Origin of the sequence: Nocardioides albus, assembly GCF_014648255.1 — a bacterium.
Taxonomy (GTDB): Bacteria; Actinomycetota; Actinomycetes; order Propionibacteriales; family Nocardioidaceae; genus Nocardioides; species Nocardioides albus.
Genome location: NZ_BMQT01000005.1, coordinates 268,294 through 293,494, shown reverse-complemented (window position 1 = coordinate 293,494; position 25,201 = coordinate 268,294). Strand labels below are relative to the sequence as shown.

At 69.6% G+C, this 25,201-nt stretch carries 23 protein-coding genes and 1 pseudogene; 12 read left to right on the top strand and 12 right to left on the bottom strand.

Annotated elements, in window-relative coordinates; genetic code table 11:
• Positions 1-7 precede the first annotated feature (7 nt).
• From grpE to IEY84_RS26925, 8 genes are all read right to left on the bottom strand, one after another.
• Positions 8-688, bottom strand: a complete 681-nt coding sequence (gene grpE / locus IEY84_RS12680) for a nucleotide exchange factor GrpE (protein WP_183547848.1) — start codon at positions 686-688, stop codon at positions 8-10.
• Positions 685-2,544: a molecular chaperone DnaK gene (dnaK, locus tag IEY84_RS12675; RefSeq protein WP_183547846.1), complete on the bottom strand. Its 1,860-nt coding sequence runs from the start codon at positions 2,542-2,544 to the stop codon at positions 685-687. The genes grpE and dnaK overlap by 4 nt, the downstream gene beginning before the upstream one ends.
• 201 nt (positions 2,545-2,745) lie before the next feature.
• The gene (locus IEY84_RS12670) at positions 2,746-3,597 is read right to left on the bottom strand and encodes an aldo/keto reductase (RefSeq protein ID WP_183547837.1); all 852 of its coding nucleotides are present in this window, start codon (positions 3,595-3,597) and stop codon (positions 2,746-2,748) included.
• Positions 3,598-3,643: 46 nt separating this feature from the next.
• A complete protein-coding gene (locus IEY84_RS12665) occupies positions 3,644-4,246 on the bottom strand; it encodes a hypothetical protein (RefSeq protein ID WP_183547835.1) in 603 nt (200 codons plus the stop codon).
• A 69-nt stretch (positions 4,247-4,315) separates the two neighbouring features.
• Complete coding sequence (locus IEY84_RS27010; RefSeq protein WP_183547833.1) at positions 4,316-7,255, bottom strand: helix-turn-helix transcriptional regulator; 2,940 nt, start codon at positions 7,253-7,255, stop codon at positions 4,316-4,318.
• 59 nt (positions 7,256-7,314) lie between these two features.
• Positions 7,315-7,455, bottom strand: a complete 141-nt coding sequence (locus tag IEY84_RS12655; protein ID WP_183547831.1) for a hypothetical protein — start codon at positions 7,453-7,455, stop codon at positions 7,315-7,317.
• A gap of 90 nt (positions 7,456-7,545) precedes the next feature.
• Positions 7,546-10,449: a helix-turn-helix transcriptional regulator gene (locus IEY84_RS27005; RefSeq protein WP_308424453.1), complete on the bottom strand. Its 2,904-nt coding sequence runs from the start codon at positions 10,447-10,449 to the stop codon at positions 7,546-7,548.
• A 127-nt stretch (positions 10,450-10,576) separates the two neighbouring features.
• Positions 10,577-10,699 (bottom strand): hypothetical protein, encoded by a 123-nt coding sequence (locus tag IEY84_RS26925; protein WP_260173806.1) that lies wholly within the window; start codon positions 10,697-10,699, stop codon positions 10,577-10,579.
• Positions 10,700-10,866: 167 nt separating this feature from the next.
• Between IEY84_RS26925 and IEY84_RS12645 the strand changes: the two genes are divergently transcribed.
• From IEY84_RS12645 to IEY84_RS12635, 3 genes are all read left to right on the top strand, one after another.
• A complete protein-coding gene (locus IEY84_RS12645) occupies positions 10,867-11,463 on the top strand; it encodes a nitroreductase family protein (RefSeq protein ID WP_183547827.1) in 597 nt (198 codons plus the stop codon).
• 203 nt (positions 11,464-11,666) lie between these two features.
• Positions 11,667-12,608 carry a type IV toxin-antitoxin system AbiEi family antitoxin domain-containing protein gene (locus IEY84_RS12640; protein WP_183547825.1) on the top strand — a complete coding sequence of 314 codons (942 nt, stop codon included), beginning with the start codon at positions 11,667-11,669 and terminating at the stop codon, positions 12,606-12,608.
• Between the two features lie 91 nt (positions 12,609-12,699).
• Positions 12,700-13,038: a peptidoglycan-binding domain-containing protein gene (locus IEY84_RS12635; protein ID WP_183547823.1), complete on the top strand. Its 339-nt coding sequence runs from the start codon at positions 12,700-12,702 to the stop codon at positions 13,036-13,038.
• A 17-nt stretch (positions 13,039-13,055) separates the two neighbouring features.
• Here the strand turns inward: IEY84_RS12635 and IEY84_RS12630 are convergent, their stop codons facing one another.
• Both IEY84_RS12630 and IEY84_RS12625 read right to left on the bottom strand, forming a co-directional pair.
• Positions 13,056-13,586 carry a dihydrofolate reductase family protein gene (locus tag IEY84_RS12630; protein ID WP_183547821.1) on the bottom strand — a complete coding sequence of 177 codons (531 nt, stop codon included), beginning with the start codon at positions 13,584-13,586 and terminating at the stop codon, positions 13,056-13,058.
• Between the two features lie 82 nt (positions 13,587-13,668).
• On the bottom strand, positions 13,669-14,334 hold the full coding sequence (locus IEY84_RS12625) for a dihydrofolate reductase family protein (RefSeq protein ID WP_183547819.1): 666 nt from the start codon (positions 14,332-14,334) through the stop codon (positions 13,669-13,671).
• 108 nt (positions 14,335-14,442) lie between these two features.
• Here IEY84_RS12625 and IEY84_RS12620 point away from each other — a divergent pair, with 108 nt between their 5' ends.
• On the top strand, positions 14,443-14,931 hold the full coding sequence (locus IEY84_RS12620; RefSeq protein WP_183547817.1) for a winged helix-turn-helix transcriptional regulator: 489 nt from the start codon (positions 14,443-14,445) through the stop codon (positions 14,929-14,931).
• A gap of 6 nt (positions 14,932-14,937) precedes the next feature.
• On the opposite strand, the gene IEY84_RS12615 is transcribed toward IEY84_RS12620, so the two are convergent.
• Positions 14,938-16,086, bottom strand: coding sequence for a GTPase family protein (locus IEY84_RS12615; RefSeq protein WP_183547815.1), 1,149 nt, complete (start codon positions 16,084-16,086; stop codon positions 14,938-14,940).
• Positions 16,087-16,221: 135 nt separating this feature from the next.
• On the opposite strand from IEY84_RS12615, the gene IEY84_RS12610 reads away from it, so the two are divergent.
• Genes IEY84_RS12610 through IEY84_RS12595 form a run of 4 tightly spaced genes read left to right on the top strand, consistent with a single transcriptional unit; the run spans position 16,222 to position 20,878 of the window.
• Positions 16,222-17,517, top strand: coding sequence for a C39 family peptidase (locus tag IEY84_RS12610; protein ID WP_183547813.1), 1,296 nt, complete (start codon positions 16,222-16,224; stop codon positions 17,515-17,517).
• A gap of 52 nt (positions 17,518-17,569) precedes the next feature.
• A complete protein-coding gene (locus IEY84_RS12605; RefSeq protein ID WP_183547811.1) occupies positions 17,570-18,874 on the top strand; it encodes a M20/M25/M40 family metallo-hydrolase in 1,305 nt (434 codons plus the stop codon).
• A complete protein-coding gene (locus tag IEY84_RS12600) occupies positions 18,871-20,310 on the top strand; it encodes an MFS transporter (protein ID WP_183547809.1) in 1,440 nt (479 codons plus the stop codon). Before IEY84_RS12605 ends, IEY84_RS12600 begins: the two co-directional genes overlap by 4 nt.
• 25 nt (positions 20,311-20,335) lie before the next feature.
• Positions 20,336-20,878: a DnaJ family domain-containing protein gene (locus tag IEY84_RS12595; protein WP_183547807.1), complete on the top strand. Its 543-nt coding sequence runs from the start codon at positions 20,336-20,338 to the stop codon at positions 20,876-20,878.
• 109 nt (positions 20,879-20,987) lie between these two features.
• Here the strand turns inward: IEY84_RS12595 and IEY84_RS12590 are convergent, their stop codons facing one another.
• Positions 20,988-21,944 carry a GlxA family transcriptional regulator gene (locus tag IEY84_RS12590; RefSeq protein ID WP_183547805.1) on the bottom strand — a complete coding sequence of 319 codons (957 nt, stop codon included), beginning with the start codon at positions 21,942-21,944 and terminating at the stop codon, positions 20,988-20,990.
• Positions 21,945-22,015: 71 nt separating this feature from the next.
• On the opposite strand from IEY84_RS12590, the gene IEY84_RS26920 reads away from it, so the two are divergent.
• The 4 genes and pseudogenes from IEY84_RS26920 to IEY84_RS12575 all read left to right on the top strand — a co-directional run.
• On the top strand, positions 22,016-22,150 hold the full coding sequence (locus IEY84_RS26920) for a hypothetical protein (protein ID WP_260173804.1): 135 nt from the start codon (positions 22,016-22,018) through the stop codon (positions 22,148-22,150).
• A gap of 57 nt (positions 22,151-22,207) precedes the next feature.
• Positions 22,208-23,278, top strand: coding sequence for an HpcH/HpaI aldolase/citrate lyase family protein (locus tag IEY84_RS12585; protein ID WP_183547803.1), 1,071 nt, complete (start codon positions 22,208-22,210; stop codon positions 23,276-23,278).
• Between the two features lie 3 nt (positions 23,279-23,281).
• Positions 23,282-24,142, top strand: a complete 861-nt coding sequence (locus IEY84_RS12580) for an HpcH/HpaI aldolase/citrate lyase family protein (RefSeq protein WP_183547801.1) — start codon at positions 23,282-23,284, stop codon at positions 24,140-24,142.
• Between the two features lie 261 nt (positions 24,143-24,403).
• Positions 24,404-25,201 (top strand): annotated as a pseudogene (locus tag IEY84_RS12575) (hypothetical protein); the annotation flags it as partial.

Below are 25,201 nucleotides of genomic sequence, written 5' to 3'. Positions count from 1 at the left end.
CTCCGGGTCACTCCGGGTCGACGACCAGGACCTGCGCGGCCCTGACCACCCGGTCGCCGATCATGTAGCCGGCCTTGGCGACCAGCTTGACCGAGGTCTCCTCGACCTCCGGGTCGGTGCCCATGTGGCTGAGCGCCTCGTGACGGTTCGGATCGAAGACGTCGCCCGGCTCACCGAACTTCTTCAGACCCAGGTTGGTCACGATCTTCTCGAGCTGGTCGGCAACGGCCTTGAAGCCGCCCTCGACCTCGCCGTGCTCGCGGGCACGGTCGATGGTGTCGAGCACCTCCACGATCGGAGTGAGCACCTTGTAGGTCGCGTTCTGCGAGACCAGCTCGCGGTCACGGTCGACCCTCTTCTTGTAGTTGACGTACTCGGCCTGGAGACGCTGCAGGTCAGTGGTCAGCTCGGCGACCCGCTTGTCGATCTCATCGGCGGCATCGCCCATGAGGTCCACCTCGCTGTCGTCCTCGGCAACCACGTCGCCGTCCTCGGCCCCCGCCTCGTCGGCGGAGCCGGCCTCGTCGGTGTCCTCAGCGACGTCGTCCGAGTCCGAGGCGTCGCCCTCAGGGGCGTCCACCTCGGTGTCCTCGGTCGACTCCTCCACCTCGTCGGTCTCGGGCTGCGGGGACTCGGTGGTCGTCTCCTCGACGGCCTCCTCCGCCCCGCCGGGGCGGCGCTTCGTCACTTCTTGTCGCCCTCTTCGCCCTCGACAGGCTCGTCGACGATCTCGGCGTCGACGACGTCGTCGTCGGCCTCGCCGGTCGCACCGGTGGCGCCACCGGCAGCGGACTGCTCGGCCTCGGCCGCGGCGTACATGGCCGCGCCCATCTTCTGCGAGGACTCACCGAGCTTGGTGATCGCGGTCTGGATGGCGTCCTTGTCGGCCTCAGCGTTCTCGAGGACCTTCTTGAGCTCGTCCAGGTCGGCCTGTACCTCGGTCTTCACGTCGTCCGGGACCTTGTCGCCGGAGTCGGTGATGAACTTCTCGGTGGTGTAGACGAGGCTGTCACCCTGGTTGCGGATCTCGATGGACTCGCGACGCTTGGCGTCCTCCTCGGCGTACTGCTCCGCCTCCTTGACCATGCGGTCGATGTCGTCCTTCGACAGCGCGGAGCCGCCGGAGATCGTCATGGACTGCTCGCGGCCCGAGGCCTGGTCCTTGGCGGAGACGTGCACGATGCCGTTGGCGTCGATGTCGAAGGTGACCTCGATCTTCGGCACGCCACGCGGCGCCGGCGGGAGACCGGTGAGCTCGAAGTTGCCCAGCGGCTGGTTCTCCGACCACATCGGGCGCTCGCCCTGGGCGACCTTGATCTCGACGCTGGGCTGGTTGTCGTCAGCCGTGGTGAAGATCTCGGAGCGCTTGGTCGGGATGGTGGTGTTGCGCTCGATCAGGGTGGTGAAGACACCGCCCTTGGTCTCGATGCCGAGGCTCAGCGGGGTGACGTCGAGGAGCAATACGTCCTTGACCTCGCCCTTCAGCACGCCGGCCTGCAGCGCGGCACCGACGGCGACGACCTCGTCGGGGTTGACGCCCTTGTTGGGCTCCTTGCCACCGAGCAGGCTCTTGACCAGGTCGGTCACGGCCGGCATCCGGGTCGAGCCGCCGACCAGGACGACGTGGTCGATGTCCTTGAGCGCGACACCGGCGTCCTTGAGAACCGACTCGAACGGCTTCTTGGTGCGGTCGAGCAGGTCGGCGGTGATCTTCTGGAACTCCGCGCGGGTGAGGGTCTCCTCGAAGTGGAGGGGGCCGGACTCACCGTGGGTGATGTAGGGCAGGTGGATCGAGGCGTTCTGGCTGGAGGAGAGCTCGATCTTCGCCTTCTCGGCGGCCTCCTGGAGGCGCTGAGCGGCGATCTTGTCGGCGGCCAGGTCGACACCGTTGGCGGCCTTGAACTTCTCGACCATCCACTTGACGACAGCGTTGTCCCAGTCGTCACCACCGAGGTGGTTGTCACCGGAGGTCGCCTTGACCTCGACGACACCCTCGCCGATCTCGAGCAGGGAGACGTCGAACGTGCCGCCACCGAGGTCGAAGACGAGGATCGTCTGGTCGTCGCCCTTGTCGAGGCCGTAGGCCAGAGCCGCGGCGGTGGGCTCGTTGACGATGCGGGAGACGTTGAGGCCCGCGATCTCACCGGCCTCCTTGGTGGCCTGGCGCTGCGCGTCGGAGAAGTAGGCCGGGACGGTGATGACCGCGTCGGTCACCGGCTCACCGAGGTAGGCCTCGGCGTCGCGCTTGAGCTTCTGCAGGACGAACGCGCTGATCTGCTGCGGCGTGAAGTCCTTGTCGTCGATGTTCACCTTCCAGTCGGTGCCCATGTGACGCTTGACCGACCGGATGGTGCGGTCCACGTTGGTGACGGCCTGGCGCTTGGCGACCTCGCCGACCAGCACCTCACCGGACTTGCTGAACGCGACCACGGAAGGCGTCGTACGGGCGCCTTCGGCATTCGCGATGACGGTGGCCTCGCCACCCTCCAGAACCGAGACGACCGAGTTGGTGGTCCCGAGGTCGATACCGACGGCACGTGCCATCTTTGCTACCTCCGCTTGTTGAAGCTGTGTGTATGTGGGCCGCCCAGCGGCTGCCGCTGAGTCTTGCAAACAAGTTGAGCCGATTCAACTCAACTTCGCTCACTCCCCACAACGAAGACCCTACGCCCCCTATTCCAACCCCGCCCAAAATCGCGTCGAGCCGGCTCGTCATGACGAGCCGGCTCGGCGGGTTGGGGTGGATCAGAAGGACGGGATCCAGTCGAAGGTGTCGGGGTTCGGGCCGGAGCGGCCGGACTCACCCTTGTCCAGGGCTGCGAGGGCGGCGACCTGCTCGGCGCTCAGCTCGAAGTCGAAGATCGCCAGGTTCTCCTCGAGCCGCTCGCGGCGTACGGACTTGGGGAAGACGATGTCGCCGCGGTCGATCTGCCAGCGGAGCAGGACCTGGGCGGGCGACTTGCCGTGGGCGGAGGCGATCTCGGCGACCACCGCGTCGGTGAGCTCGCCGCCGCCCTGACCGAGGGGCGACCACGACTCGACCTTCGCGCCGTGGGCGAGGGTGGCGGACCGGGCGGCCTCGTTGGCGAAGTAGGGGTGGACCTCGATCTGGTTGACCGCCGGGGCCACGCCGGTCTCGGCGACGATCTTGTCGAGGTGGTCGGGCTGGAAGTTGGAGACGCCGATCGAGGTGGTCAGGCCCGCCTCACGCAGGCCGACGAGCGCCTCCCAGGTCTTCGCGTACGTCCCGTCGTACTGCGTCGGCAGCGGCCAGTGGATCAGGAACAGGTCGACGTGGTCCAGGCCGAGCAGCAGCAGAGACCTCTCGAGCGACGCCTTGGCCTTGGCCGGGTCGTGCTGCGAGTTGTTGAGCTTGGTGGTGACGTAGACGTCCTCCCGGGCGAGTCCGGCGGTCTTCAGCGCGGCGCCGACACCGGCCTCGTTCTGGTACATCTGCGCGGTGTCGATGTGGCGGTAGCCGACCTCGAGGGCCTGGCTGACAACCTGCTCGGTCTCGTCCTCGGGAACCTGCCAGACGCCGAGACCGAACTGCGGGATCGAAGTGCCGTCGTTGAGCTTGATCGTGGGAACCGTCATACCCACATACAACCAAGTACGTGGTCGCCTATTCCATCCTCGACACTCAGCCGATCGTCACGCTCACCACGTTGGAGAAGGTGCCGGTGTCGATGTCCTTCATCCGGAACCGGTGCTTTCCCACCCGGCCGGTCTGGATCGCGGTGGAGAACTGCTCGCCCGTGACCGAGACGTCAGGGATGCCGAACTCCTGCCAGCCCTCACCCTCGTCCCGCTCGAGCCGGAGGATGGCACCTTCTCCGCCCGGATAGATCCCGGTGATGTCGATCCGCTCCATCGGCTTCGCCACCACGATGCCGGTCTGGAGGGTGATCTCCTTCTTCCCCGGCTTCTCCGCGGCGGACTCGGACGGTGACGAGCTCGTGGAGGTGGACACCGAGCCCGCCTTCTTCTCGGGGGCGCTCGTGGGCGAGGCATCGAGCGTGATCGCCGGACCGGTGGCGGTCTTGGTCGGCTTCGGCGACGGAGCGTAGAGCGAGGCGCCCGCGTCCGGGTCGGTGGCCTGGTCGCTGGCGGCGCCCCCGCCGCCGAGCCCCAGGATGTTGGCGCCGACGAACATCCCGATCCCGACGATCAGCCCCACACCCACGGCGACCGCGACGAGCGCCGTGACTCCGGCCACGATCGGATGCCGCCCACCCTGCTTCACATGTGCTCCTCGGCCAGCGCGTGATGATGGTGACAATTCAGCCACACGTTCTCATCGAGCACCAGCAGTTCAGCTGATCAGCTCCTGGCGACGTGCGATGGCGGCCGCCTCCGTACGACTGCCGGCGCCCAGCTTCCCGAGGATGTTGGAGACGTGCACGGAGACCGTCTTCGTCGAGATGAACAGCTGCTTGCCGATCTCGCCGTTGCTGCGCCCCGCCGCGACCAGCGTCAGGATCTCGCTCTCCCGCGGCGTCAGGGCCGTCGGCGTGGTCTGGTGCTGCTTGACCGCGGTCGCGCCGAGCGACCTCAGCTCGTCGAGCAGCGGTTGCAACCGGAGGCGCTTCGCGGTCTCCCTGGCTTTGTCGGCGGTCGCCCGCGACCCGGCGACGTCGCCCGTGGCGCGCTGGATGACCGCGTACGTCGTCCGCACGGCGGCCAGGCCCGGGACATCGCCGTAGGCCTCGACCTGCTGCTCCGCGCGCATCCAAGCCGCCAGGAGCGACTCCTGGAGCGGGGCGTCGATGCCGGCCAGCCAGTGGACGCGGAGCACCTCGGCCTCGAGGCGCGCGGCCCAGGCCCGGCCCTCCGGTCCCCATTCGCCGGGCTGATACTGCGCGATCACCTGCTCGCCGTCGCTGTGCAGACCGTCGACGGCCTCGACCAGGGCGGGCCACTGCACGGCCGGCACCGACGGCAGCATCTGCGCGATCGCCGAGGCGGCCACGACCGCCAGGCGCACCCGGCCACCGAACCACTCGGTCCAGAACTGGGAGAGCGTCTCGACGGTGTCGGCATAGATCGAGAAGACGGCTGCGTGGTCTCCGGCCCGGCCGGCAGCGACCATCTCGACGGTGGCGCCGTAGAGGGCGATCAAGCCCTCCTGGGTCCAGAACGGACGCAGCGCCGCGGCCGCCTCACCGACCGAGGCCCCCTGTGCCTGCTCCATCATCATCCGGAGGATGTCGAGGAGCGCGACCGGGACCGGCGGCGCGTCGGGCAGGTTGCCCCCGGCCAGTGCCAGCGCCTCCTCCCACTCCCCCAGGACCATCTGGATCCGGACGATGTCGGCGCGGGCCGCGGCGACGTACAGCGACCACTGCAGCGACTCCCCGCCGGCATCGTCGATCACCGCACGGAACCAATTCAGCGCCTCCGCGTAGTCACCGGCCTCGTCATAGGAGCGGCCGAGCGCGAACAGCCCCCGGCTGACCGCGTACGTCGACCCGACCCGTCGCGCCTGGTCGATCGTCTCGCGCAGCACCTGACGGAAGCCTTCGACCTTGTCACCGCCGGCCCGGCCCGTGCGGACCTTGAGCATCGACAGGCTGGTGGCCATGTCGGAGGCGAGCTTGGAGAGGCTGTGCCGTTCGGCGATCTCGATGCCCTCCAGCCCGACCGCCTCGGCCTCCTCGCTGCGACGGTAGGCCACCAGGGTCCGAGTGCGCACGGCCAGGACGACACAGCGTGCCTTCGGCTCGGCGTCGTCGGGCAGCGCGTCGATCGCAGCACGGGAGTATGTGAGGGGGTCGCCGTTCTCCATGGCGAAGGCCGCCTCGGCCCGGGTCGCCAGCAGCAGCGCCCGACCGACGGTCCGGCCGGCCGGGATCGCGTCGAGCCGCTCGGCCAGGATCGCGTCCGCCCGCGAGGGCAGCCCGGCGAGGATGAGGGTGTCGGCGGCCCGCTCGTAGACCCGGTCCAGGTCGACCCCTGCCGCGTCGGCGACCTTCGGGTCCGCGGCGAGACCGAGCGCCTTCTCGTAGTGATGGGCCGCCTCGCCCACGCCGCTGACGTTGCGAGCCTCCTCGGCCGCGGCGATGCGCGCGCGCAGCGCGGTCGCGAGATCGCCGGCGTGCTTGGCGTGCAGGGCGAGCTCGGCTGCCGCACCGAGCCCGGGGGTCTCCTTCAGCACCTCGGCGAACCGGGCGTGCAGGCGCACCTTCTCGCCGGGGAGCAGGTCGTCGTAGACCGCCTCGGCGAGCAGCGCGTGGCGGAAGGTGTAGCGCGACCCGGTCGGCTCGAGCACCTTCTGCTCGACCGCGGTGCGGAGGGCGTCGTCGAGCTCGTCGGTCTTCATCTCGGTGACCGCGGCGAGCAGCTCGTGGGTGACCCGGCGCCCGGCGATGCTCGCGGTCCGGACGACGCTGCGGGCGGCACCGTCGAGCCGGTCCAGTCGCACCAGGAGCAGGTCGGCGAGGTCGACCGGGAGGTCCTCGTCGCAACCGGCCTGGACCAGCTCCTCGACGAAGAAGGCGTTGCCCTCGGCTCGGCGGACGACTCGTTCGGCGTCGACCTTCCCGCTGGCCAGCTCGTGGACCAGACGCCGCACGGAGTCGTCGGAGAGCGGCTCGAGCACGATCCGCTCGACGTCGGGCAGTCGGCCCCACTCGCCCACCTGACGACGCAGCGGGTGGCGGCGGTGGATGTCGTCGGCGCGGTAGGAGACGACCATCGCGACCGGACCGTCGTAGGGCCGGGTGAAGAGGTAGGTCAGCAGGTCACGGGTGGACTGGTCGGCCCAGTGGGTGTCCTCGACCACGACCAGCAGCGGCGCCTTCTCGGCGGCTGCCTCGAAGAGCGTGTGGACGGCGTCGAAGAGCTGACCCCGGTCGGTCCCCGCGGCTGCAGTGCCCTGGTTGGCGCCCATCACGCGGCGTACGGGTCTGAGCCTGGCCAACGCCGGATAGTCGGCCGCCACCCGCTCGACCACGTCGGGCAGGTCCGCGACGATCCGGTCGAGGATCTCCGAGAACGGCATGTACGCCACGGCGCTCTCGCCGAAGTCGACGCAGTGTCCCGCGTGCACCTGCCAGCCGTCGGTCAGCGCGCGGTCGCGCAGCGCGGTGAGCAGGCGGGTCTTGCCGACCCCGGCGTCGCCGGCGAGGAGGACGTGCTGGCGCCGGGCGCCGGCGCCACCGGTGGTCGAAGCCGTCGGAACCACCCCGAGCAGCCCGGTCAGGGTCTGCAACTCCGAGTCGCGACCTACGAAGGACCGAGCACTTTGCGCCATGTCCCCTATCATCGCGCCTCCGGGCCCGGGTTTCCCCTGCATTACCGTGGTCCAAGGACTCAGTTGTGTATCGAGTCCATCCGGCGCGGACGACGGCGCTTCAACTGGCGGGCGAGCCGGTCGGCCGCGGTCGCACGGGCGATGCTCTGGCGGCGGTACGCCAGCTCGGCGTCGTAGCTGATCTGGTTGCTGTAGGTCATGGATCCAGACTCGGCTCCTGAGGTAGGGCGACACATGAGGCGCCTGCCTTAGGCGTACGTCAGGGGTGCCTCATTCGGCCGTGACCCGCATCACTCCACGAGCCCACGGCGCCGTCCGATGGCCGCTGCCTCGGTGCGGCCGGAGGCGCCGAGCTTGGCCAGGATGTTGGAGACGTGGACCGAGACGGTCTTGGTCGAGATGAACAGCTGCTTGCCGATCTCGCCGTTGCTCCTCCCGGCCGCGACGAGAGCGAGGATCTCGCTCTCCCGGGCGGTGAGGTTGCCGGAGGGGCCGGTCGCCGAACGTTGCGGCGTCGTCCCGAGCGTACGCAGGTGCTCGAGCAGCGGCTCGGCACCGAGCTGCTTCGCCGACTCCCGCGCCTGGTCGACCAGCACCCGCGCGCCGGCAGCGTCACCGCCCGCACGAAGCACCTCGGCCAGCCGGGCCCGCGACCAGGCGAGCTCGTGGACGTGGGGAAAGGCCTCGAACGCGGCCACCGTCTTTCGCCAGGCATCGACGAGCTCCTCCTGCTCGGGCGGTTCGATGCCGGCAAGCCAGTGGACACGCAGGCCCTCGGCCACCAGCCGCGCCGTCCACGCCTGTCCCTCCAGCCCCCAGAGCTTCGGCGAGTCGGCAGGCCGTGTCCCTTCGGCGAGGATCCGGTCGACCTGTGCCATCACCTGTCGGCGTTCGCCGACCGGAAGGCCAGGGATCACCGTGCTGATCGCGCCCACCGCGACGGCGGAGAGCCGGGCGTTGCCACCGAACCACTGTCCCCAGGTGCGCGTGAGCACCTCGACAGCCGCGTCGTACGCCTCGATCACGCCGTCCACGTCACCGCGAGCTCCGGCGGCCTTGATCTCGACCGGCACAGACTCGCTCGCCGTCGCGACCTCCTGTTTCCACGAGGGCCGCAGCCGCCGCGCCTGCTCGCCGAGGTCGGCACCTCGATCCTGTTCGATCATCAGCCGCGTGGATTCCAGCCACGGCGACAGAGCCGCCGGGATGCCGTAGGACTCGGTCAGGGCGAGCGCCTCGTCCCATCTGCCCTTGGCGTAGAGGCGGCCGATCCAGGCGATCCGGGCGTCGAAGGCGTACGGCGCCCAGGGGACTCCTCGTTCGACGCTGAGCTCGAAGGCGCTGCGGAAGCTCTCCGCCGCCTCCTCGAGTCGGTCAACGGCGTCGAGGGCGTAGGCGAGCTGGAGCCGGGCACGCAGCTCCGGGTGCAGCGCCCCCACCTCGGCCGCTCGGGCGACGGCCGCGCGCAGGGGCTCGATCCAGGGCTCTGCCGGGCGGCCCCACGAGCCGGCGAGCGTCGTCGCCACCTCAGCGGCGAGACCGGTCCGACCGAGCTCCTCGGCCAGCGCCAGCGCCTCCTGCCCGGCCCTCTCGGCATCGTCGTGACGGCGATAGATCATCAGCACCCGGGCGTACGCGGCGAGCAGGCGCGCCCGCACCAGGGGCGGGGCGTCCTCAGGGAGCTTGGCCATCGCCGCCTCGGCCAGCTCTTCCACCTCGACGTCGTTGACGTAGGCGAAGCTGGTCTCGATCTCGACCGTCATCAGCTGCGCGCGCCACAGGCCCGGCGCGTCCGGCGGAAGCGATTCCCGCTGCTCACGAGCCAGCTTCCCGGCCCGATCGGCGTGCCCGGCGGCGACCATCGCATCGCTGGCCTTGACCACCAGGTCGACGAGCCGCTGGGTGTCATCCTCAGAGGAGGCCCGGCGGGCGAGCTGGGCGATCGCCTGCTGATAGTGCTGGGATGCCTCGTCCGGACCACCGGTCGCCGCCGCCTCGTCGCCGGCGGCGATCCCGGCCGCCAGCGCTGTCTCGTGATCCCCTGCCAGACGAGCGTGGCGGGCGAGCCCGGCAGAGCTCCCTGTGGTGAGATCACCACGCAGCGCCTCGACATAGCGCTGATGGAGCCGGACCCGCTCGCCTGGGAGCAGGTCGTCGTAGACCGCCTCCCCGAGCAGGGCGTGCCGGAAGACGTAGTAGCCGTCCTCGCGCGGCACCAGGATCGCGCGCTCGATCGCCTGCCTCAGCCCGGCGTCGAGCGTGGCCCGGTCGAGGCCGGCGACGGCGTGGAGGAGCTCGTCGCTGACGTCGCGGCCGGCGGCGCTCGCGGTGTCGACCACTTCGCGGGCGGTCGCGTCGAGCTGCTCGAGCCTGACCAGCAGCAGGTCGGCGAGGTCCCAGGGCAGCTCGTCGGTGCCGGCCGCCTGCACCAGCTCCTCGACGAAGAAGGCGTTGCCCTCGGCGCGGCGTACGACGCTCTCCACGTCGATCCCCAGATCACCGGCCAGCTCGGCGACCAGGAGGCGTACGTCATCGTCGGAGAGCCGCCCGAGGTGGAACCGCTCGACCGACGGCAGCCGGGTCCACTCGGCGAGCTGGCGGCGCAGCGGGTGGCGGCGGTGGAGATCGTCGGCTCGGTAGGAGGCGACGATCGTGACTGGGCCGACGAACGGCCTGGTGAAGAGGAAGGTCAGCAGGTCGCGGGTCGACTGGTCGGCCCAGTGGGTGTCCTCGACCACGATCAGCACCGGGGTCTTCTCGGCCGCGCGCTCCAGCAGGGCGTGGATCGCGGCGAAGAGATTGCCTCGGTCGAGCGCCTCCTGGTCGGCGGTGTCAGCCCCGCCGAACGCCCGGGCCACCGGCGCCATCCGCAGGAGCGCCGGGTGTGCGTCGGCCACCTGCGCCACCACTGCGGGCAGGGCGGAGATGATGTTGTCGATGATCTCGGTGAAGGGGAGGTAGGCTTCGGCGCTGTCGCCGAAGTCGAGACAGTGCCCGACGAAGGTCTGCCGGCCGTCCGCGACGGCTCGGCCGCGGAGCTCGCGCAGGATCCGGGTCTTCCCGACACCGGCATCGCCGGCCAGGAGCACGTGCCTGCCCGTGCCCGCCGGGGCGGTTCCGCTCAGGCCGATGAGCCCAGCCAACGTCTCCAGGTCCGCGTCACGTCCGACGAGCCTCTCGGCACTCTGCGCCATGAGGGTCATCATCGCGCCATCCGCAACCACCGGGTCGGTCCAGGGGTCGATATCGCCTGGCCCTGGACGTGAAACAACGCCGAGCCGGATCTCTCCTGCTCGGCGTTGTCGGTCCTGCGACCGCATCTCAGCGGGTGCGGTCGCGGCGTGCCTGACGGGCCTGGTTGGCCCGCTGGCGCTTGACCAGCTCCTTCTGGATCTGCTGGCGGCGGTACTTGACCTCTGCTTCGTAACCTACGGTGCTGTACATCTCGATCTCCTGCTGGCTCTGTCCTGCTGGGATGTCCTGCTGACATCGAGAACACTCCTCCGCTGAGGTAGGGGCCCGGATCGGTCGCCCGCCCTACTTTCCGACTCAGGTGCCTTGCTTCCGGGCCTAGGTCGGACGCTCGGCGCCTTAGACGAGACACTTCACCTATGGAGTTCTCCGAGGTCGTACGCCGCCGCAAGATGGTCCGCAGCTACACCAGCGATCCCGTGGATCCTGAGGTGCTCGACAGGATCCTGCACAACGCCACCCGAGCCCCCTCCGCCGGCTTCTCCCAAGGGTGGGCCTTCCTCGTCCTCGACACCCCCGAGGACGTACGCCGCTACTGGGAGGCGACCGCCGATGTGGACGATCCTGACGAGTGGCTCACCGGCATGATGCAGGCGCCCGTCATCATCGTCCCGTGCTCCTCGAAGGCCGCCTACCTGGACCGCTACGCGGAGAAGGACAAGGGCTGGACCGACCGCGACGAGGCGCACTGGCCGATGCCGTTCTGGCACATGGACACCGCGATGGCGACGATGCTGATCCTGCAGACAGTGGTCGACGAAGGCCTCGGCGCGCTCTACTTCGGGATCCCGCCGGAGGCCGACGCCGCGGTCCGGTCCTCGTTCGACATCCCCGACACCTTCGACCCCATCGGCGCCGTCACCATCGGGCACCCTGCTTCCGGCGGTGCCAAGGGGTCGCCCACCCGGCGCCGACGGACTCCGCTCGAGGACGTCGTTCACCGCGGGCGGTGGTGAGGGCGGGGGATGTTCGTCTAGGTATGCAGACGAGCATCCACTTCCCTCGCGGAGTTCCACGCGGGGAGTGACGGTTCGGCTGCGTACCTAGACCAACATCCGCCTGGCCGATCACCATCCACAGGGATGTCTCGCGCATGGGTTATCCACACGCGCCCACATCGGGTTGGAAATCGCATGTGCCAACAGGCGACGGTCGTTCCATGGACGATCTGGATCTTGCCGTCGAACGAGACGGCTTCTTCACGCGACGACACGCCAAAGCGGCGGGCTACGCCGACCGCGAGATCACCAAGATGGTTCGACGCAAGGAGTGGCATCGGGTGAGAAGGGGCGCCTACGCCCCGGCGGCCATGTGGGCGGAGCTCGACGACGTCGGCCGTCACCGGGTGCGCTCCAGCGCCGTGCTCCACGCGCTCGGCCCGAGGGTGGCATTGAGTCATGCGTCTGGAGTCGTACGCCACGACATCGACCTCTGGCGGGTCCCGCTCGACCGCGTGCACGTCACCCGGCTCGATGGAGGTCCTGGCCGGATCGAGGGTGACGTGGTGCACCATGAAGGGTTCGTCGGCCACGACGACATCGTCGAGGTGAACGGTCAGCGGGTGGTGCGCCCGGAACGCTGCGTACTCGAGACCGCATCACGCATCGACACCGAGGCGGCCTGGTGCCTGCTCGACTCAGGCCTGCGGAGCAAGAGGTTCGACCGGGAGCAGCTCGACGCGGCGTACTCGATCATGGAGCACTGGCCCTTCATGCGCCGCGTGGGGAGGGTGCTGCCCTTCGCCGATGGGCGGTCGGGGTCGATCGGCGAGTCGCGAGGCACTGCGATGTTCAAACGCTACGGCGTTCCCCGGCCCATCCTGCAGTACGAGGTACGGCGTCCCGACGGCACGCTCGCCGGGATCACCGACTGGGCGTGGCCCCAGTTCGGGCTGCTCGGCGAGTTCGACGGGAGGGTCAAGTACGGCAGGCTGCTCAAACCAGGCCAGGACCCTGGGGATGTGGTGTTCGAAGAGAAGCGCCGAGAAGACGAGCTGCGTGAGCTGACCAGGTCGATGATGATCCGATTCATCTGGTCCGACTACGACCGCCCCGCCGATTCGATCGAGCGGCTCTTTCGGGCGATGCGTCGCGCAGGGTGACCTGGGTGGATGTTCGTCCAGGTATGCAGACGAACCCTCACTCCCCTCGTGGAACTCCGCTACGGAAGCGAATGCTCCGGTGCATACCTCGATGAACATCCCTCCACGGGCCGCGCGTCTCTGCGACCTTCATCGCGATCACGGGGTGGCCATCACCAGCGTTGCCGCCCCGACACCGGCGGAGGCCGCGACCTGCACGTCGTACAACTACTCCTACGGCGGCAACGGCACGTGTGTCAGGTGCATCCGGACGCGGCAGGCCGTGGTCGCGCGTCAGACGTCGTCGCGCTATTGGGACTCCTCGGTGGCAGTGGACGGCATCGTCGGCCCCAAGACCTGGGCCTACCTGTGCTCGCCGTACTACTACGGCACCGGCCCGGCGAAGTCCTACCCCTACGCAGCCGCCCGGGCGGCCGGCTGCCGAGTCTGAACCTCGGAGCTGGAGCGTCACGGACGCTGCGGCGCGTAGCGGAGGTCGACCTCCCGGTGCGGATCGTCGCCGATCAGGTTGTGCAGCTTGATCGGCGCGCCGCCCGGATTGTCGTAGAGGCGGATGCCGTCGCCGAGGAGAACCGGTGCGATGTGCAGGTCGATCTGGTCGATCAGGCCATGTTCGAGGAGCTGCCGGCCGATATCGGCGGAGTGGACCTCGACGTCCTTACCGTCGGCGGCCTCGACCGCGATCCGCAGCGCCTCCTCGACGTCGCAGTCGAGGAAGGTGACGTGCTCCTGCGGACGGGCGTCCTCGGGATGGTGAGTGAGGATGAAGACCGGCCCCTGCCAGTCCCCGTAGGGCATCGCATCAGGGTAGGCGTCATGGCCTTTCCGGCCGCCCAGGACGGCGCCGAGCCGGGAAGAGTACGCCTCCTCGACCCCGGGAGGGCCGGTGACACCGTTCAGCCAGGCCATCCCGGGCTCGCGGCCGTCGACGAACCCGTCGAGCGACATCGAGAAGTGCCACAGCACCTTGCCGCTCATCGGGCCGCCTCCGTAGCGCGAGCGCCAGAATACGGACGCGCCCCGATGAAAGATCCGTTGATCGCTCGCTGACGCTCGCTCATCACGAGGCCCGCGTCCGGTCGAAGGTGATGTGGGTGATCCCGCTCGGGGTGGTCGCCGACTCGACGTCATAGCCGTCCTCGAGGGCCTCGAGCCCGTCCCACAGCCGTACGCCACGGCCCAGGACGATCGGGACGACGGCGACGTGCAGGTGGTCGACGAGACCGGCCGCCAGATAGTCCCGGAGCGAGGACGGGCCGCCGCCGAGGCGTACGTCCTGGCCGTCGGCGGCCTCGCGGGCCTCCGCCAGCACGTCCTCGATGGACGCGTTGCGGAAGTGGAAGGTGGTGCCGCCCTTCATCTCGATCGACTCACGGGGCTGATGGGTCAGCACGAAGGTGGGGGTGCGGAAGGGCGGCTCCTCGCCCCACCAGCCGGTCCAGTCGGCGTCTCCCTGCCATCCCGGAGGGCCGAACTTGTTGGCGCCCATGATCTCGGCACCGATGTTCTCCCACGAACGTGCGGCGAAGACATCGTCGGGCGCGGACGCCGGATCGACCTCCACGCGCTCTCGGTGGCCGCTCAATGCCTGAAAGGTCGCCGTCGGAAAGGCCCATTCCATGAGCCGCATGCCGGCGTGGCCGAACGGTGCCTCCAGGCTCTGGCCCTCGCCGGTGGCGTAGCCGTCCAGCGAGACGGCGATGGTGTGAGCACGTACGCGTGACATGTGGATCTCCCTCGGATGAAAGTGATTGCACTTTGCAATCACTGACGTCGAGAGTAGACTTCCCGATTGCAGATTGCAACCACTATTTCCGAGTACAGGAGCGGCCGAATGAGCGAGCCCAGATCGGGGTGCCCGATCAACGCAGCCGTCGAGGTCTTCGGCGACCCCTGGTCGGTGATCGTGCTGCGCGACGTGATGTTCGGGAACCGTCGCCACTTCCGCGAGCTGCTCACCAGCTCCGAGGAGGGCATCGCCTCCAACATCCTCAGCAGCCGGCTGAAGAAGCTCGTCGACGGCGGCCTGCTGACCAAGGAGGAGGCCGGCCGCGGGCAGAAGGCGGCCTACGCGCTGACCGAGGCAGGCATCCAGACGCTGCCGATCATGGTCGCGCTCGGCAACTGGGGGCTCGCCCACCGTGACGGCACCCGGCAGCTGCGGGTCCGCGCCGAGCTGTTGCGCGACGCCGGTCCCGAGATGGTCGAGTCGTTCATGGACGAGCTGCGCGAGCTCCACCTCGGCACGCCTCGGCCAGACCCGGATGCACCGCGCGCGAGCGAGCGGCTCGCCGCGGCGTACGAGGCGGCGATGGCCGTCTGAGCGGTCTCACTTCTCCCGGGCGTTGAGCCTCAGCCGCGAGATCTGGTTCTTCAGCTCGTCGAGGAAGAGCGCCCTGACGCTCTCGGTGTCCAGGGCGCCGTTGACACCGCGGAGCTTGCCCTCGCCGAGCTTGAGGCAGACCGTCGACCAGGCGGCGCCGATGGCGCCGGTGAAGCCCGCGGCGACGGTGGCGTTGATCGCCCCGCCGCCGACGGTGCCGAACCCGGGGATCATCTTGAGCAGGTTGCCGGCCACGGTGCGACCGGCCTGGGTGGCGGCCGCGGTGGCCGCAATCGAGGCCATCGCCGCCTTGTCGACCTCGATGCCGTAGATCGCCGAGATGCGCGCCATCATCCCTAGCTGGATCGGCACCAGGACGACGGCGTCCGAGAACGGGATCGGGGTGGCGCCGGCCGCCCCGGCCGCGGTCGCGGCACCCGCGATCACGGTGTTCGCCTGGTCCTGCTTGCGCTTGAGATCCACCTTCTGCGCCGCGGTGAGGGCATCCTCGACGCCTGCAGGCGCGCATCGAAAGGTGGCATCAACAAGTTCCTGCAGCCCGTGGACCTGCTGGCCCGAGAAGTCGTCGGCCTTCGCGTTGGTCAGATAGACCCGAGCCCCGTGCACCGGGAGCCCGCGCGCGTCGATCTGCTGGGCGAACTCGACCGCGTCCGGGTGGTAGGCACCGGTCGGCGAGGTCGGCACCTGAGTCATCACCAGGACCACCGGCAACCCCAGGTCGGCCAGCTTGCGGATGAACGCCGCCTCGGTCTCTTCGAAGCGGCGGTCGCCGAAGCGGATGGCGTACCAGGCCACGTGGACCTGCTCCGACTGCGGCTTGCGGCGCCGGTCCTGGATGAGCTTGGCGAGGTCCTTGATCACCCGGTCGCCCTCGACGCCGATCTCGAGGCCCTGGGTGTCGAGCAGACCGAAGAACCCGCTGGTGTGCAGGTAGAGCGTCGACTCCTTCGTCACCGGCTCCCCGATCCCGGTCTTCGCCACCTCCGCCCCGAAGACGGCGTTGACCAGCGTGGACTTCCCGACTCCGGTCTTACCGAACACCGCCAGGTTGAACCGGCCGATCTCCTTGGCAGACTCGGCATACCTCTTGTGGAACTCGTCCTTGAACCAGCCGTCGGAAGCGAAGTTGTTCACGGTGACCAAGGATGCCACCCGGCACCGACCATTCGAGGGAGCCGACCTGGTGAGCCGACTCGGTGAGCCGACCTGGTGAGCCGACTTGGCGAATTGTCATACCGGGCACCTCCGCGGAGGAATAGCCTGCCGGGCATGAGCCCACGGTCCCGCCTTGCGTACGTTGCTGCCCTCGCCGCCGCAACCGTTCTGGTAGCACCCACGACTCCGGTCCACGCGACCGAGCCTGAGACCCCCACCACCGATATCACTCTCACCCGCTGGGACAACGCCGGAGACTTCGCGAAGGGCAGCTCGAGCGGCCTGCTGCCGGGGAAGCACGGCGCCCTGCGGATCGCGGGCACCACCGGCACGACCACCTACACCGATCCCTTCGGCGACGGCACGGCGAAGACCTACGAGACCGGCACCTGGACCTCCCCTGTGGTCGAGACCGGGTACGCGATCGACGAGTCGGTCACGTCCTGGGACGTCGCCACCCCGACCGGCACCTGGGCCGAGATCCGGTTCCGCGGCCGCAAGGCGGACGGCACCTGGACGAAGTGGTTCGTGATGGGTCGCTGGACCGCCGGCGACGACTTCGCAGCCGGCGACATCCACCGCACCTCGGTCAACGGGCAGAACGACACCGACGCGGCGCTCTACACCGACACGTACGTCGCTCGGACCGGCAAGGAGCCCGAGGCGTTCCAGACCAGCGTCACCCTGCTGCGGCCCGCGGGCGCGAGCGTCTCCCCGAGCCTGCGGTCGCTGTCGACGCTGACGAACGAGTACATCCCCAGCTCGGCCTACCCCGGCACCAGCACACCGACCCTCGACCGAGAGATCGACCTCGACGTGCCGCCGTTCAGCCAGAACAAGCACCGCGGCGAATATCCGGAGTTCGGCGGCGGCGGACAGGTCTGGTGCTCGCCGACCTCGACGACGATGGTGCAGTACCACTGGGGACGCGAGGTGCCCGCGAGCGAACTCGAGGGGATCGAGGCGCCCAACGGCGACCCGCAGGTCGACTACGCCGCGATCAACACCTGGGACTACGCCTACGACGGCGCCGGCAACTGGCCGTTCAACACCGCCTACGCCACCCGCTGGGGCCTGGACGGGTACGTGACCCGGCTGCGCTCGCTCGCCGAGGCGGAGACCCTGGTGAAGGCCGGCGTCCCGCTGGTCGTCTCGGCCAACTGGGACCTCGAGGAGATGCCCGAGTCCGGCTACGGCACCGACGGCCACCTGCTGGTCATCGGCGGCTTCACCGCCGAGGGCGACCCGATCATCTACGACCCCAACTACCCCTCCAACGACCAGGTCCGCAACGTCTACACCCGCGAGAACTTCGAGCGGGTCTGGCAGACCTCGACCGACGGGATCGCCTACGTCATCCACCCACGCGGGATGAAGCTCCCCGACGCAAAGAAGGCCACAAACTGGTGACGGAGGCGCTACCACGGTGATCGACGGTGTCATGGCCGACTAGGTTGCGGCCATGACACTCGATCCCGTCGCCGCGCTCCAGGCCGCGCTCCGGGCCCCGACCGTCAACGACGGTTCGGGCGCGGAGGCCGAGGCGTTCGCGCAGCTCCACGAGACGTTGCGCGAGCACTTCCCGCTGCTCCATTCGACCCTCGCGCTCACCCGGGTAGGCGGGCACGGTCTCCTCTTTCGCTGGCCCGGCGCCTCGACCGAGAAGCCAGTCGTCCTGATGGCCCATCAGGACGTCGTCCCGATCGCCGGCGAGTGGACGCACGACCCGTTCGGTGGCGAGATCGTCGACGGCGTGATCCACGGGCGTGGCACGCTGGACGACAAGGGCCAGCTGGTCGCGATCTGCGCCGCGGTCGAGGGGCTGCTCGCGGACGGGTTCACGCCTGCGTACGACGTGTGGTTGTCGTTCGGCTCTGACGAGGAGACGACCGGCGCTGCCGCGCGGGCGGCCGTCGAAGAGCTCCGCAACCAGGGGGTCGCGCCGTGGTTCGTGCTCGACGAGGGCGGTGCGGTCGCCTTCGACGCCTTCCCGGGGATCGCGGCGCCGATCGGGGTCGTCGGCGTCGCCGAGAAGGGCACCACCGACGTACGTCTGCGGGTGACCGGCGACGGCGGCCACTCCTCCACCCCACGACGCAACGGCCCGACCGTGCGGTTGGCCCGCGCGATCACCCGTCTCGACCGGATGTCGATGCCGGTGCAGCTGCCGGCGCCGACCGTGGAGATGTTCGAGCGGATCGCCCCGTACGCAGCCAAGCCCATGCGCCCCGTGCTGGCCAACGCCGGCCGGCTGGCCCCGGCACTGGCCCGGCTGCTGACCCGGCTGGGACCCGAGCCGGCCGCACTTGTGCGCACAACCGTCGCGATCACGACGCTCGAGGGCAGCCCGGCGGCCAACGTGATCGCCTCGGCCGCGACGGCGGGGGTCAACCTGCGGATCATGGTCGGCGAGACCGTCGCCGAGGTCGTCGAGCGGCTGCGCGCCGCGATCGGCGACAAGCAGGTCCAGATAGAGGTCGTCCGGGCCGGCGAGCCGTCGCCGGTCTCGCCTCGTGACGAGGCGTTCTCGCTGGTCACCGACACCATCGCGGAGATCTTCCCGGAGGCGGTTCCGGCTCCCTACACGGTCATGGCCGCGACCGACTCACGCTTCTTCTACGAGATCAGCGACCGGGTCTACCGGTTCGCGCCGTTCCGGATGACCGCCGCCCAGCGGGCCACCATCCACGCCGCCGACGAGAACATCGGGGTCGATGACTACCTCGACGGGATCCGTTTCTACCGAAGGTTGATCGAGTCGCTGTGACCACCGAAAGTCAGCGCAGCGGCGTCGAGAGGGCTGCTCGCGGAATCTGGGTGATCGTCGGCTTCCTGGTGGCCGTCGAGTTCGCCAGCGGCATCCTGCAGGGCTACTACACGCCGATCTTCTCCGACCTCGCCGACCATCTCGGCGTCGGCGACGCCGACCTCAACTGGCTCGAGGCCGGGCAGCTGATCGTCTCCGCGCTGTGCGTGCCGCCGCTCGCCCGGCTCGGCGACCTGATCGGCCACAAGAAGGTGCTCCTGCTGGCGACGGGCGTCACCGCGGCCGCCACCTGGTGGACCGTGGTCGCTCCCGACTTCGGCTCGTTCCTGGTCGCCTGGTCGATCCAGGGCGCCTACGTCATCTGGCTGCCGCTCGAGGTCGCCATCGTCCACAAGCGCACCGGGGGTGACACCGCCCTGACCCGGCGGGCCGCCGGTGTCCTGGTCGGTGCGCTGCAGCTCTCGGTGATCATCGGCGCGGTCGCCGCCGGCGCACTCGTCGGCGTGCTCCCGATGTGGGCGATCCTGACCTTCCCGGCCGTGGCCGTGACCGCGGTCTTCGTCGTCATCGCCGTCGGCATCGAGCCAGATGCCGGCACCAGCGGCGGCGCCTTCGACTGGCTCGGGCTGGCGGTGCTCACCGTGGTGCTCGGTCTCGTCATGGCGGGCCTGGTCGGCGTACGCGTCCTCGGGGCCGGATCCTTGATCGCCTGGTCTCTCGTCGCCCTGGGCCTGCTCGCACTGGTCCCGTTCTGGCGCATCGAGACCGCGCTGGACGACGCGGGGCAGCGCGAGCCGCTCATCGACGTACGTCTGCTGGCCTCGCGTGGGCAGTGGCCGATCCAGCTGACCGCGTTCCTCTTCGGGATGTCGGTGCTCGGGGCACAGATCCCGCTGTCGACCTTCGCACGCACCGACCCCGCAGAGGCCGGCTTCGGACTGGGAGCGGGCGCGTCGTTCGTGTCACTGCTGATCGCCGAGTACGTCATCGCGATGGCCGTCTCCGCCTTCACCCTGCCGCTGTGGGCACGGTTCCTCGGACCGGTGCGGGCGCAGGCGGTCGCCTGCTTCCTGGTGGCGGCGGGCTATCTGATGTGGCTGCCGTTCCACGACACCACCGCTCAAGGACTCCTCAACATGGCCGTCGTCGGGCTCGGCTCGGGCGCACTGGTGGCCTCGCTCCCGGCGGCGGCCGCCGCAGCGGCGCCTGCTTCCCGCACCGCGTTCGCGACCGGCATGACCAATGCCACCAAGACCGTTGGCGGCGCGATCGCCTCCGCGGTCTTCGCGATCGCGCTCGCCGCGGACGGCTCGATCTCCGGCGAGGCGCACGCGCCGCTGTCGGGCTACCTGACGGTGTGGGCGGTCTGCGGCGTCACCGCGCTCGTGGCCGGGCTGCTGCTCCTGCTGCCCCGCCGCGCTACCAGCGCTGGGTAAACTTTCCGGCGCTGGAGGTGACCACATGCCCACGAGCGAAGACCGGCCGGAGGGACGCCCGGAGACGCACCCGCCCCTCGACGATGCTGCGAGCAAGACCGCTGCTGCCGCCCGGATGCAGGACCAGGCCAAGTGGGTCGATCTGCAGGTGCAGCAGTCGATCCAGCGCGGCGAGTTCGACGACCTGCCCGGCGCCGGCAAGCCGATCAAGAACCTCGACCGCGATCACGACCCCGACTGGTGGGTCAAACAGCTCATCGAGCGGGAGCGGATCGTGGTGCTCCCCCGGTCCGTCCAGCTCCGCAAGGACGACGCCGAGCTCGACGACCTCATCGATCGGGAGACCACCGAGGACGGCGCCCGCAGGATCGTCGAGGAGTTCAACGAGCGCGTCATCGCGGCCCGCTACGGGGCGCCCGAGGGCCCGCCTCTCATCACCATGCCCCGCGACGTCGAGGCCACCCTCGACGAGTGGCGCGAGCGCCGCGCCGCCCGGGTCGAGGCAGCCAAGAACGTACGCCGCCAGGAGGACGCTCGGAAGCGTCGCTGGTGGCAGCGGCGGCAGTGAATGTTCACCGAGGTAACTCGGTGGACCGCCACTGTCTTCATGGAACTCCGCGAAGCAGGCGAGACCGGACCGAGTTACCTCGGTGGGCATTCAACGCATCACCCGGACGCTACCCGACCTCACGCCGCGAGAACCGCGTCCGATAGCGGCCAGGAGTCACCCCGACCTCCGAGATGAACCCGGCCCTGAAGGTCACCGGCGAGTAGTAGCCCGCCCCGTGGCTGACCCGGTCGATCGGGAGGTCTGTGGTCTCCAGGAGGGTCTTGGCGACCGCGATCCGCTCGGCGGCGACCCAGCGCATCGGGGTGGTGGCGAGGTCACGTTCGAAGCGCCGGGCGAGGGTGCGCGGGGAGACCGCGGCGGCCGCCGCCAGGCGCTCGAGGGTGACGTCCTCGTGCAGGTGGGCGCGGAGCCAGGTGCGCAGCTCGTCGAGCCAACGGGCCTGCTCGGTGAGCGGGTCGGCCGCGACGTACTGGGCCTGGTCGCCGTCGCGATGCGAGGCGATGACCAGGTTGCGCGCGATGGTGTTGGCGGCGTGCTGGCCGTGGTCGGTGCGGATCAGGTGGAGGCACAGGTCCAGCCCCGCGGCCGAGCCGGCGCTGGTCAGCACACCGTCGTCGACGTAGATCGCCCGCGGGTCGAGCTCGACCCTCGGATACGTACGCCGGAACAGCTCCGCCCAGCGCCAGTGGGTCGTCGCGCGGCGACCGTCGAGCAGCCCGGCTTCGGCCAAGGCGAAGGCGCCGGTGCACAACGAGACCATCCGAGCACCGGCCCGGGCGGCCCGGCGAAGCTCTCGGAGCAGAGCCGGGCTGATCGGATCACCCGGGCGGATCGCCGGCACCAGCACCGTGCCCGCCTCGGCCAGCGCGGTCATCGGCCGGTGCGGGGTCAGCCGCGGCCCACCGTGGACACGTACGCCACGCAGGTCGCCGCACAGCACCACGTCGTAGAGCGGGCTGGCGTCGTGGTCCCAGTCGTAGCCGAGCGCCTCGAGCGGCATCCCGATCTCGAACAGGGTCATCCCGTCGACGATCGGGATGGCGACAGACGGCTTCACAGGCATGGCAAGAATCTATCATTCATAGTCAATTCTGCCACTCCCTGAATCGGCCCCACCGCGAGCACGATGGAGTCATGACCAGCTACCGGAAGAACCCCAGCAAGCTCCGCACCACGGTGCGCTCCGTCCTCGCCGGCCTCGACGCCGGCGCCCGGATCCGGCACGGCGCCCGCGTACCGAAGGACCACCCCGCCCGACGTCGACCGTGATCGTTACAAGCCGAGACACCTACCGACCGGTAACCCCCGGCCGTTAGGGTGACCGGCATGAGTCACAAGAGCCCCAAGGACTTCTTCGCGCCGCTGGCGGTGGGCGCCCCCGCACCGCTGCGGGAGATCCCGGCACGGCCGAGTCGCGCGATCCACTTCTTCGACCCGTCGAACCCGAAGATGGCAGCCAAGGTGCCCGCCATGGTCGGCACCGTCGACGTCCTCCTCGGCAACCTGGAGGACGCCGTCAAGGCGGACAACAAGGTCGCCGCGCGCGAGGGCCTGGTCGAGATCGCCAAGGCCACAGACTTCGGGAAGACCCAGCTCTGGACCCGGATCAACAGCCTCGACTCCCCGTGGGTGCTCGACGACCTGGTCACCCTGGTCACCGAGATCGGCGACAAGCTCGACGTCGTGATGGTGCCGAAGGTGCAGGGCCCCGAGGACATCCACTACGTGGACCGGATCCTCGCGCAGCTCGAGGCCAAGGGCGGCGTACAGAAGCCGATCCTCATCCACGCCATCCTCGAGACCGCGCGCGGCGTGGCCAACGTCGAGGAGATCGCGCTGGCCTCCCCGCGTATGCAGGGCATCAGCCTCGGCCCGGCCGACCTCGCGGCCGACCGCAAGATGAAGACCACCCGCGTCGGCGGCGGCCACCCGGGCTACCTGGTCCGCCAGGACCCGATCGACGGCAACATCCACGGCGAGCGCACCGTCTTCCAGCAGGACCTGTGGCACTACACGATCGCGAAGATGGTCGACGCGTGCGCCGCGGCGGGGATCTACCCCTACTACGGCCCGTTCGGCGACATCACCGACGTGGTCGCGGCCGAGGACCAGTTCCGCAACGCGTTCCTGCTCGGCTGCGTCGGCACCTGGAGCCTGCACCCCAAGCAGATCGAGATCGCCAACCGGGTCTTCTCCCCCAGCGTCGAGGACATCAAGCACGCCCGCCGCGTGGTCGCCGCCATGGGTGACGGCACCGGTGCGGTCATGCTCGACGGCAAGATGGAGGACGACGCCTCGCTCAAGCAGTGCCTCGTCCTCGTCGACCTCGCCGAGGAGCTGGCCGCCATCGACCCGAAGCTCAAGGAGCTCTACGACACCATCGAGATCGAGGACTGAATCATGACTCAGGCATTCCGCCCCCTGCGCTCGGTCCTCTACATGCCGAGCTCCAACACGCGTGCCCTCGAGAAGGCCAAGACGATCACCGCCGACGCGCTGATCCTCGACCTCGAGGATGCCGTCGCCCCCGACGCCAAGCCGGAGGCGCGCGAGAACGCGGCCGCGGCCGTGACGTCCGGCGAGTACGGCAACAAATACCTGACCATCCGCATCAACGGCGCCGACACCGAGTGGCACGCCGACGACCTCGCCGCCGCCGCCAAGGCAGGGCCCGACGCCATCGTGGTCCCCAAGGTCAACAGCGCCCAGCAGGTGCACGACCTCGTCGCGGCCTTCGAGAAGGCCGGCGTCCCCGAGCAGACCAAGCTGTGGGCCATGATCGAGAGCCCGTACGCCATCCTCCACGCCGAGGAGATCGCCTCCGCGTCCGAGCGGCTGACGGTGCTCGTCATGGGCACCAACGACCTGGTCAAGGAGCTGTACGTCGACCACGTCCCCGCCCGCGCCAACCTGGTCACCAGCCTCCAGCTGGCCGTGCTCGCCGCACGCGCGAGCGGCAAGGTCATCCTCGACGGCGTCTACAACAACGTGAAGGACGCCGAGGGCTACGCGGCCGAGGTCGAGCAGGGCCGAATCTTCGGGTTCGACGGCAAGACCCTGATCCATCCCAGCCAGGTCGACGGCGCCAACGCCGGCTTCGCACCCAGCGAGCAGGCCGTCGCCGACGCCAGGGGCCTCATCGAGACCTGGGAGGCCAGCGGTGGCGGCGTGGTGACCTACAACGGCAAGATGGTGGAGAACCTCCACGTCGAGTCCGCGCGGCGCACGCTGAGCATCGCCGAGGCCATCGCCGCGCTCTGAACACGTCCCGAGATATACCCCCGGTCGTATCTTTCCCGTTACCTCCGAGCTCCGTCGAGCTCGGAGGTAACTTTTTTCTGAGAAGAAGGTGACAAACAGTCGAGATTCTGGTTCCGTTACGTGCTGCGCGACACAACCGACACTCGCTAAGCGCTCAGGAGACAGCGTCAGATGACTGAAGCGAATCGTCGGCCCGCGACGGGGGACCTCTCGAACGTCCCACCCACGCCGGCTCGACACCCCGCCCCACAGATGCGCACCATGAACGACAGCACGGCAGACCCGCTCGAGATCGCGAACCGCGCGCTGGAGGGGACGTCGCCGGCGACCGAGTCGTGGTTCACCAGTCCCAAGCCGACCACCGCTCCCGGCCCGGCGCCCGCTCGCCAGGGGCCGCCCGCCCCGCCGCCGCCTCGGCCCGTCTACCGGCTGCCGATGGCCCCGCAGGCACCACCTCAGTACGCCTACCAGCCGAGCCCCTACACGGCCCAGCAGCTGCATCCGGCCGGGCCGGTGACATTCGCCAACCCCGCGATGCCGTCCTACGCCGCCGCGCAGGTGCCAACCCGAAACGGCGCGGCCACGGACCAGGTCACCACGCCGGAGCGCCGCGGCCGCAACAACAAAGCCGTCCTGCTGCCGCTCGCGGCGATGGCGATCGCCTCGGCCGGCATCGGCGCCTTCGCCCAGGCCAACGTGGGATCGGGCCTCGAGGACCAGCCGCAGCAGGTCAAGGCCCACGCTGGGCAGTACGACGCCGTCCCTGTGGTCGACACCGGCAGCCAGAAGGTCATCGATGCCCCCGGTGTGATCGCGCCGGAGAGGACGTCGCCCTTCTCCCCCGCGTCCGCACGCACCATCCCCGGCGGCAAGCACTCCAACGGCGACTACGACGCACCCTCCACCGCCGAGGCCAACGGTGGGTCTCACGCCGCCTCCAGGACGTTCTCCGCCCCCACCGGCGGGAGTGCTTCGGCAGACCCCGCTCCGGCGCCGGCGCCTGAGCCCGAGCCCGCCCCGGAGCCCGCCCCCGAGCCCGCCCCGGCCCCCGAGCCGCCA

Excerpts from the sequence above, each read along its gene's own strand:
- IEY84_RS12635 (WP_183547823.1), top strand. The coding sequence starts at position 12,700 with ATGAACATCCCTCCACGGGCCGCGCGTCTCTGCGACCTTCATCGCGAT.
- IEY84_RS26925 (WP_260173806.1), bottom strand. The coding sequence starts at position 10,699 with ATGTACAGCACCGTAGGTTACGAAGCAGAGGTCAAGTACCGCCGCCAG.
- IEY84_RS12580 (WP_183547801.1), top strand. The coding sequence starts at position 23,282 with ATGACTCAGGCATTCCGCCCCCTGCGCTCGGTCCTCTACATGCCGAGC.
- IEY84_RS12595 (WP_183547807.1), top strand. The coding sequence starts at position 20,336 with ATGCCCACGAGCGAAGACCGGCCGGAGGGACGCCCGGAGACGCACCCG.
- IEY84_RS26920 (WP_260173804.1), top strand. The coding sequence starts at position 22,016 with ATGACCAGCTACCGGAAGAACCCCAGCAAGCTCCGCACCACGGTGCGC.
- IEY84_RS12630 (WP_183547821.1), bottom strand. The coding sequence starts at position 13,586 with ATGAGCGGCAAGGTGCTGTGGCACTTCTCGATGTCGCTCGACGGGTTC.
- dnaK (WP_183547846.1), bottom strand. The coding sequence starts at position 2,544 with ATGGCACGTGCCGTCGGTATCGACCTCGGGACCACCAACTCGGTCGTC.
- IEY84_RS27010 (WP_183547833.1), bottom strand. The coding sequence starts at position 7,255 with ATGGCGCAAAGTGCTCGGTCCTTCGTAGGTCGCGACTCGGAGTTGCAG.
- IEY84_RS12610 (WP_183547813.1), top strand. The coding sequence starts at position 16,222 with ATGAGCCCACGGTCCCGCCTTGCGTACGTTGCTGCCCTCGCCGCCGCA.
- IEY84_RS12625 (WP_183547819.1), bottom strand. The coding sequence starts at position 14,334 with ATGTCACGCGTACGTGCTCACACCATCGCCGTCTCGCTGGACGGCTAC.
- IEY84_RS12645 (WP_183547827.1), top strand. The coding sequence starts at position 10,867 with ATGGAGTTCTCCGAGGTCGTACGCCGCCGCAAGATGGTCCGCAGCTAC.
- IEY84_RS12655 (WP_183547831.1), bottom strand. The coding sequence starts at position 7,455 with ATGACCTACAGCAACCAGATCAGCTACGACGCCGAGCTGGCGTACCGC.
- IEY84_RS12605 (WP_183547811.1), top strand. The coding sequence starts at position 17,570 with ATGACACTCGATCCCGTCGCCGCGCTCCAGGCCGCGCTCCGGGCCCCG.
- IEY84_RS12640 (WP_183547825.1), top strand. The coding sequence starts at position 11,667 with ATGGACGATCTGGATCTTGCCGTCGAACGAGACGGCTTCTTCACGCGA.
- IEY84_RS12590 (WP_183547805.1), bottom strand. The coding sequence starts at position 21,944 with ATGCCTGTGAAGCCGTCTGTCGCCATCCCGATCGTCGACGGGATGACC.
- IEY84_RS12585 (WP_183547803.1), top strand. The coding sequence starts at position 22,208 with ATGAGTCACAAGAGCCCCAAGGACTTCTTCGCGCCGCTGGCGGTGGGC.
- IEY84_RS12670 (WP_183547837.1), bottom strand. The coding sequence starts at position 3,597 with ATGACGGTTCCCACGATCAAGCTCAACGACGGCACTTCGATCCCGCAG.
- IEY84_RS27005 (WP_308424453.1), bottom strand. The coding sequence starts at position 10,449 with ATGGCGCAGAGTGCCGAGAGGCTCGTCGGACGTGACGCGGACCTGGAG.
- IEY84_RS12620 (WP_183547817.1), top strand. The coding sequence starts at position 14,443 with ATGAGCGAGCCCAGATCGGGGTGCCCGATCAACGCAGCCGTCGAGGTC.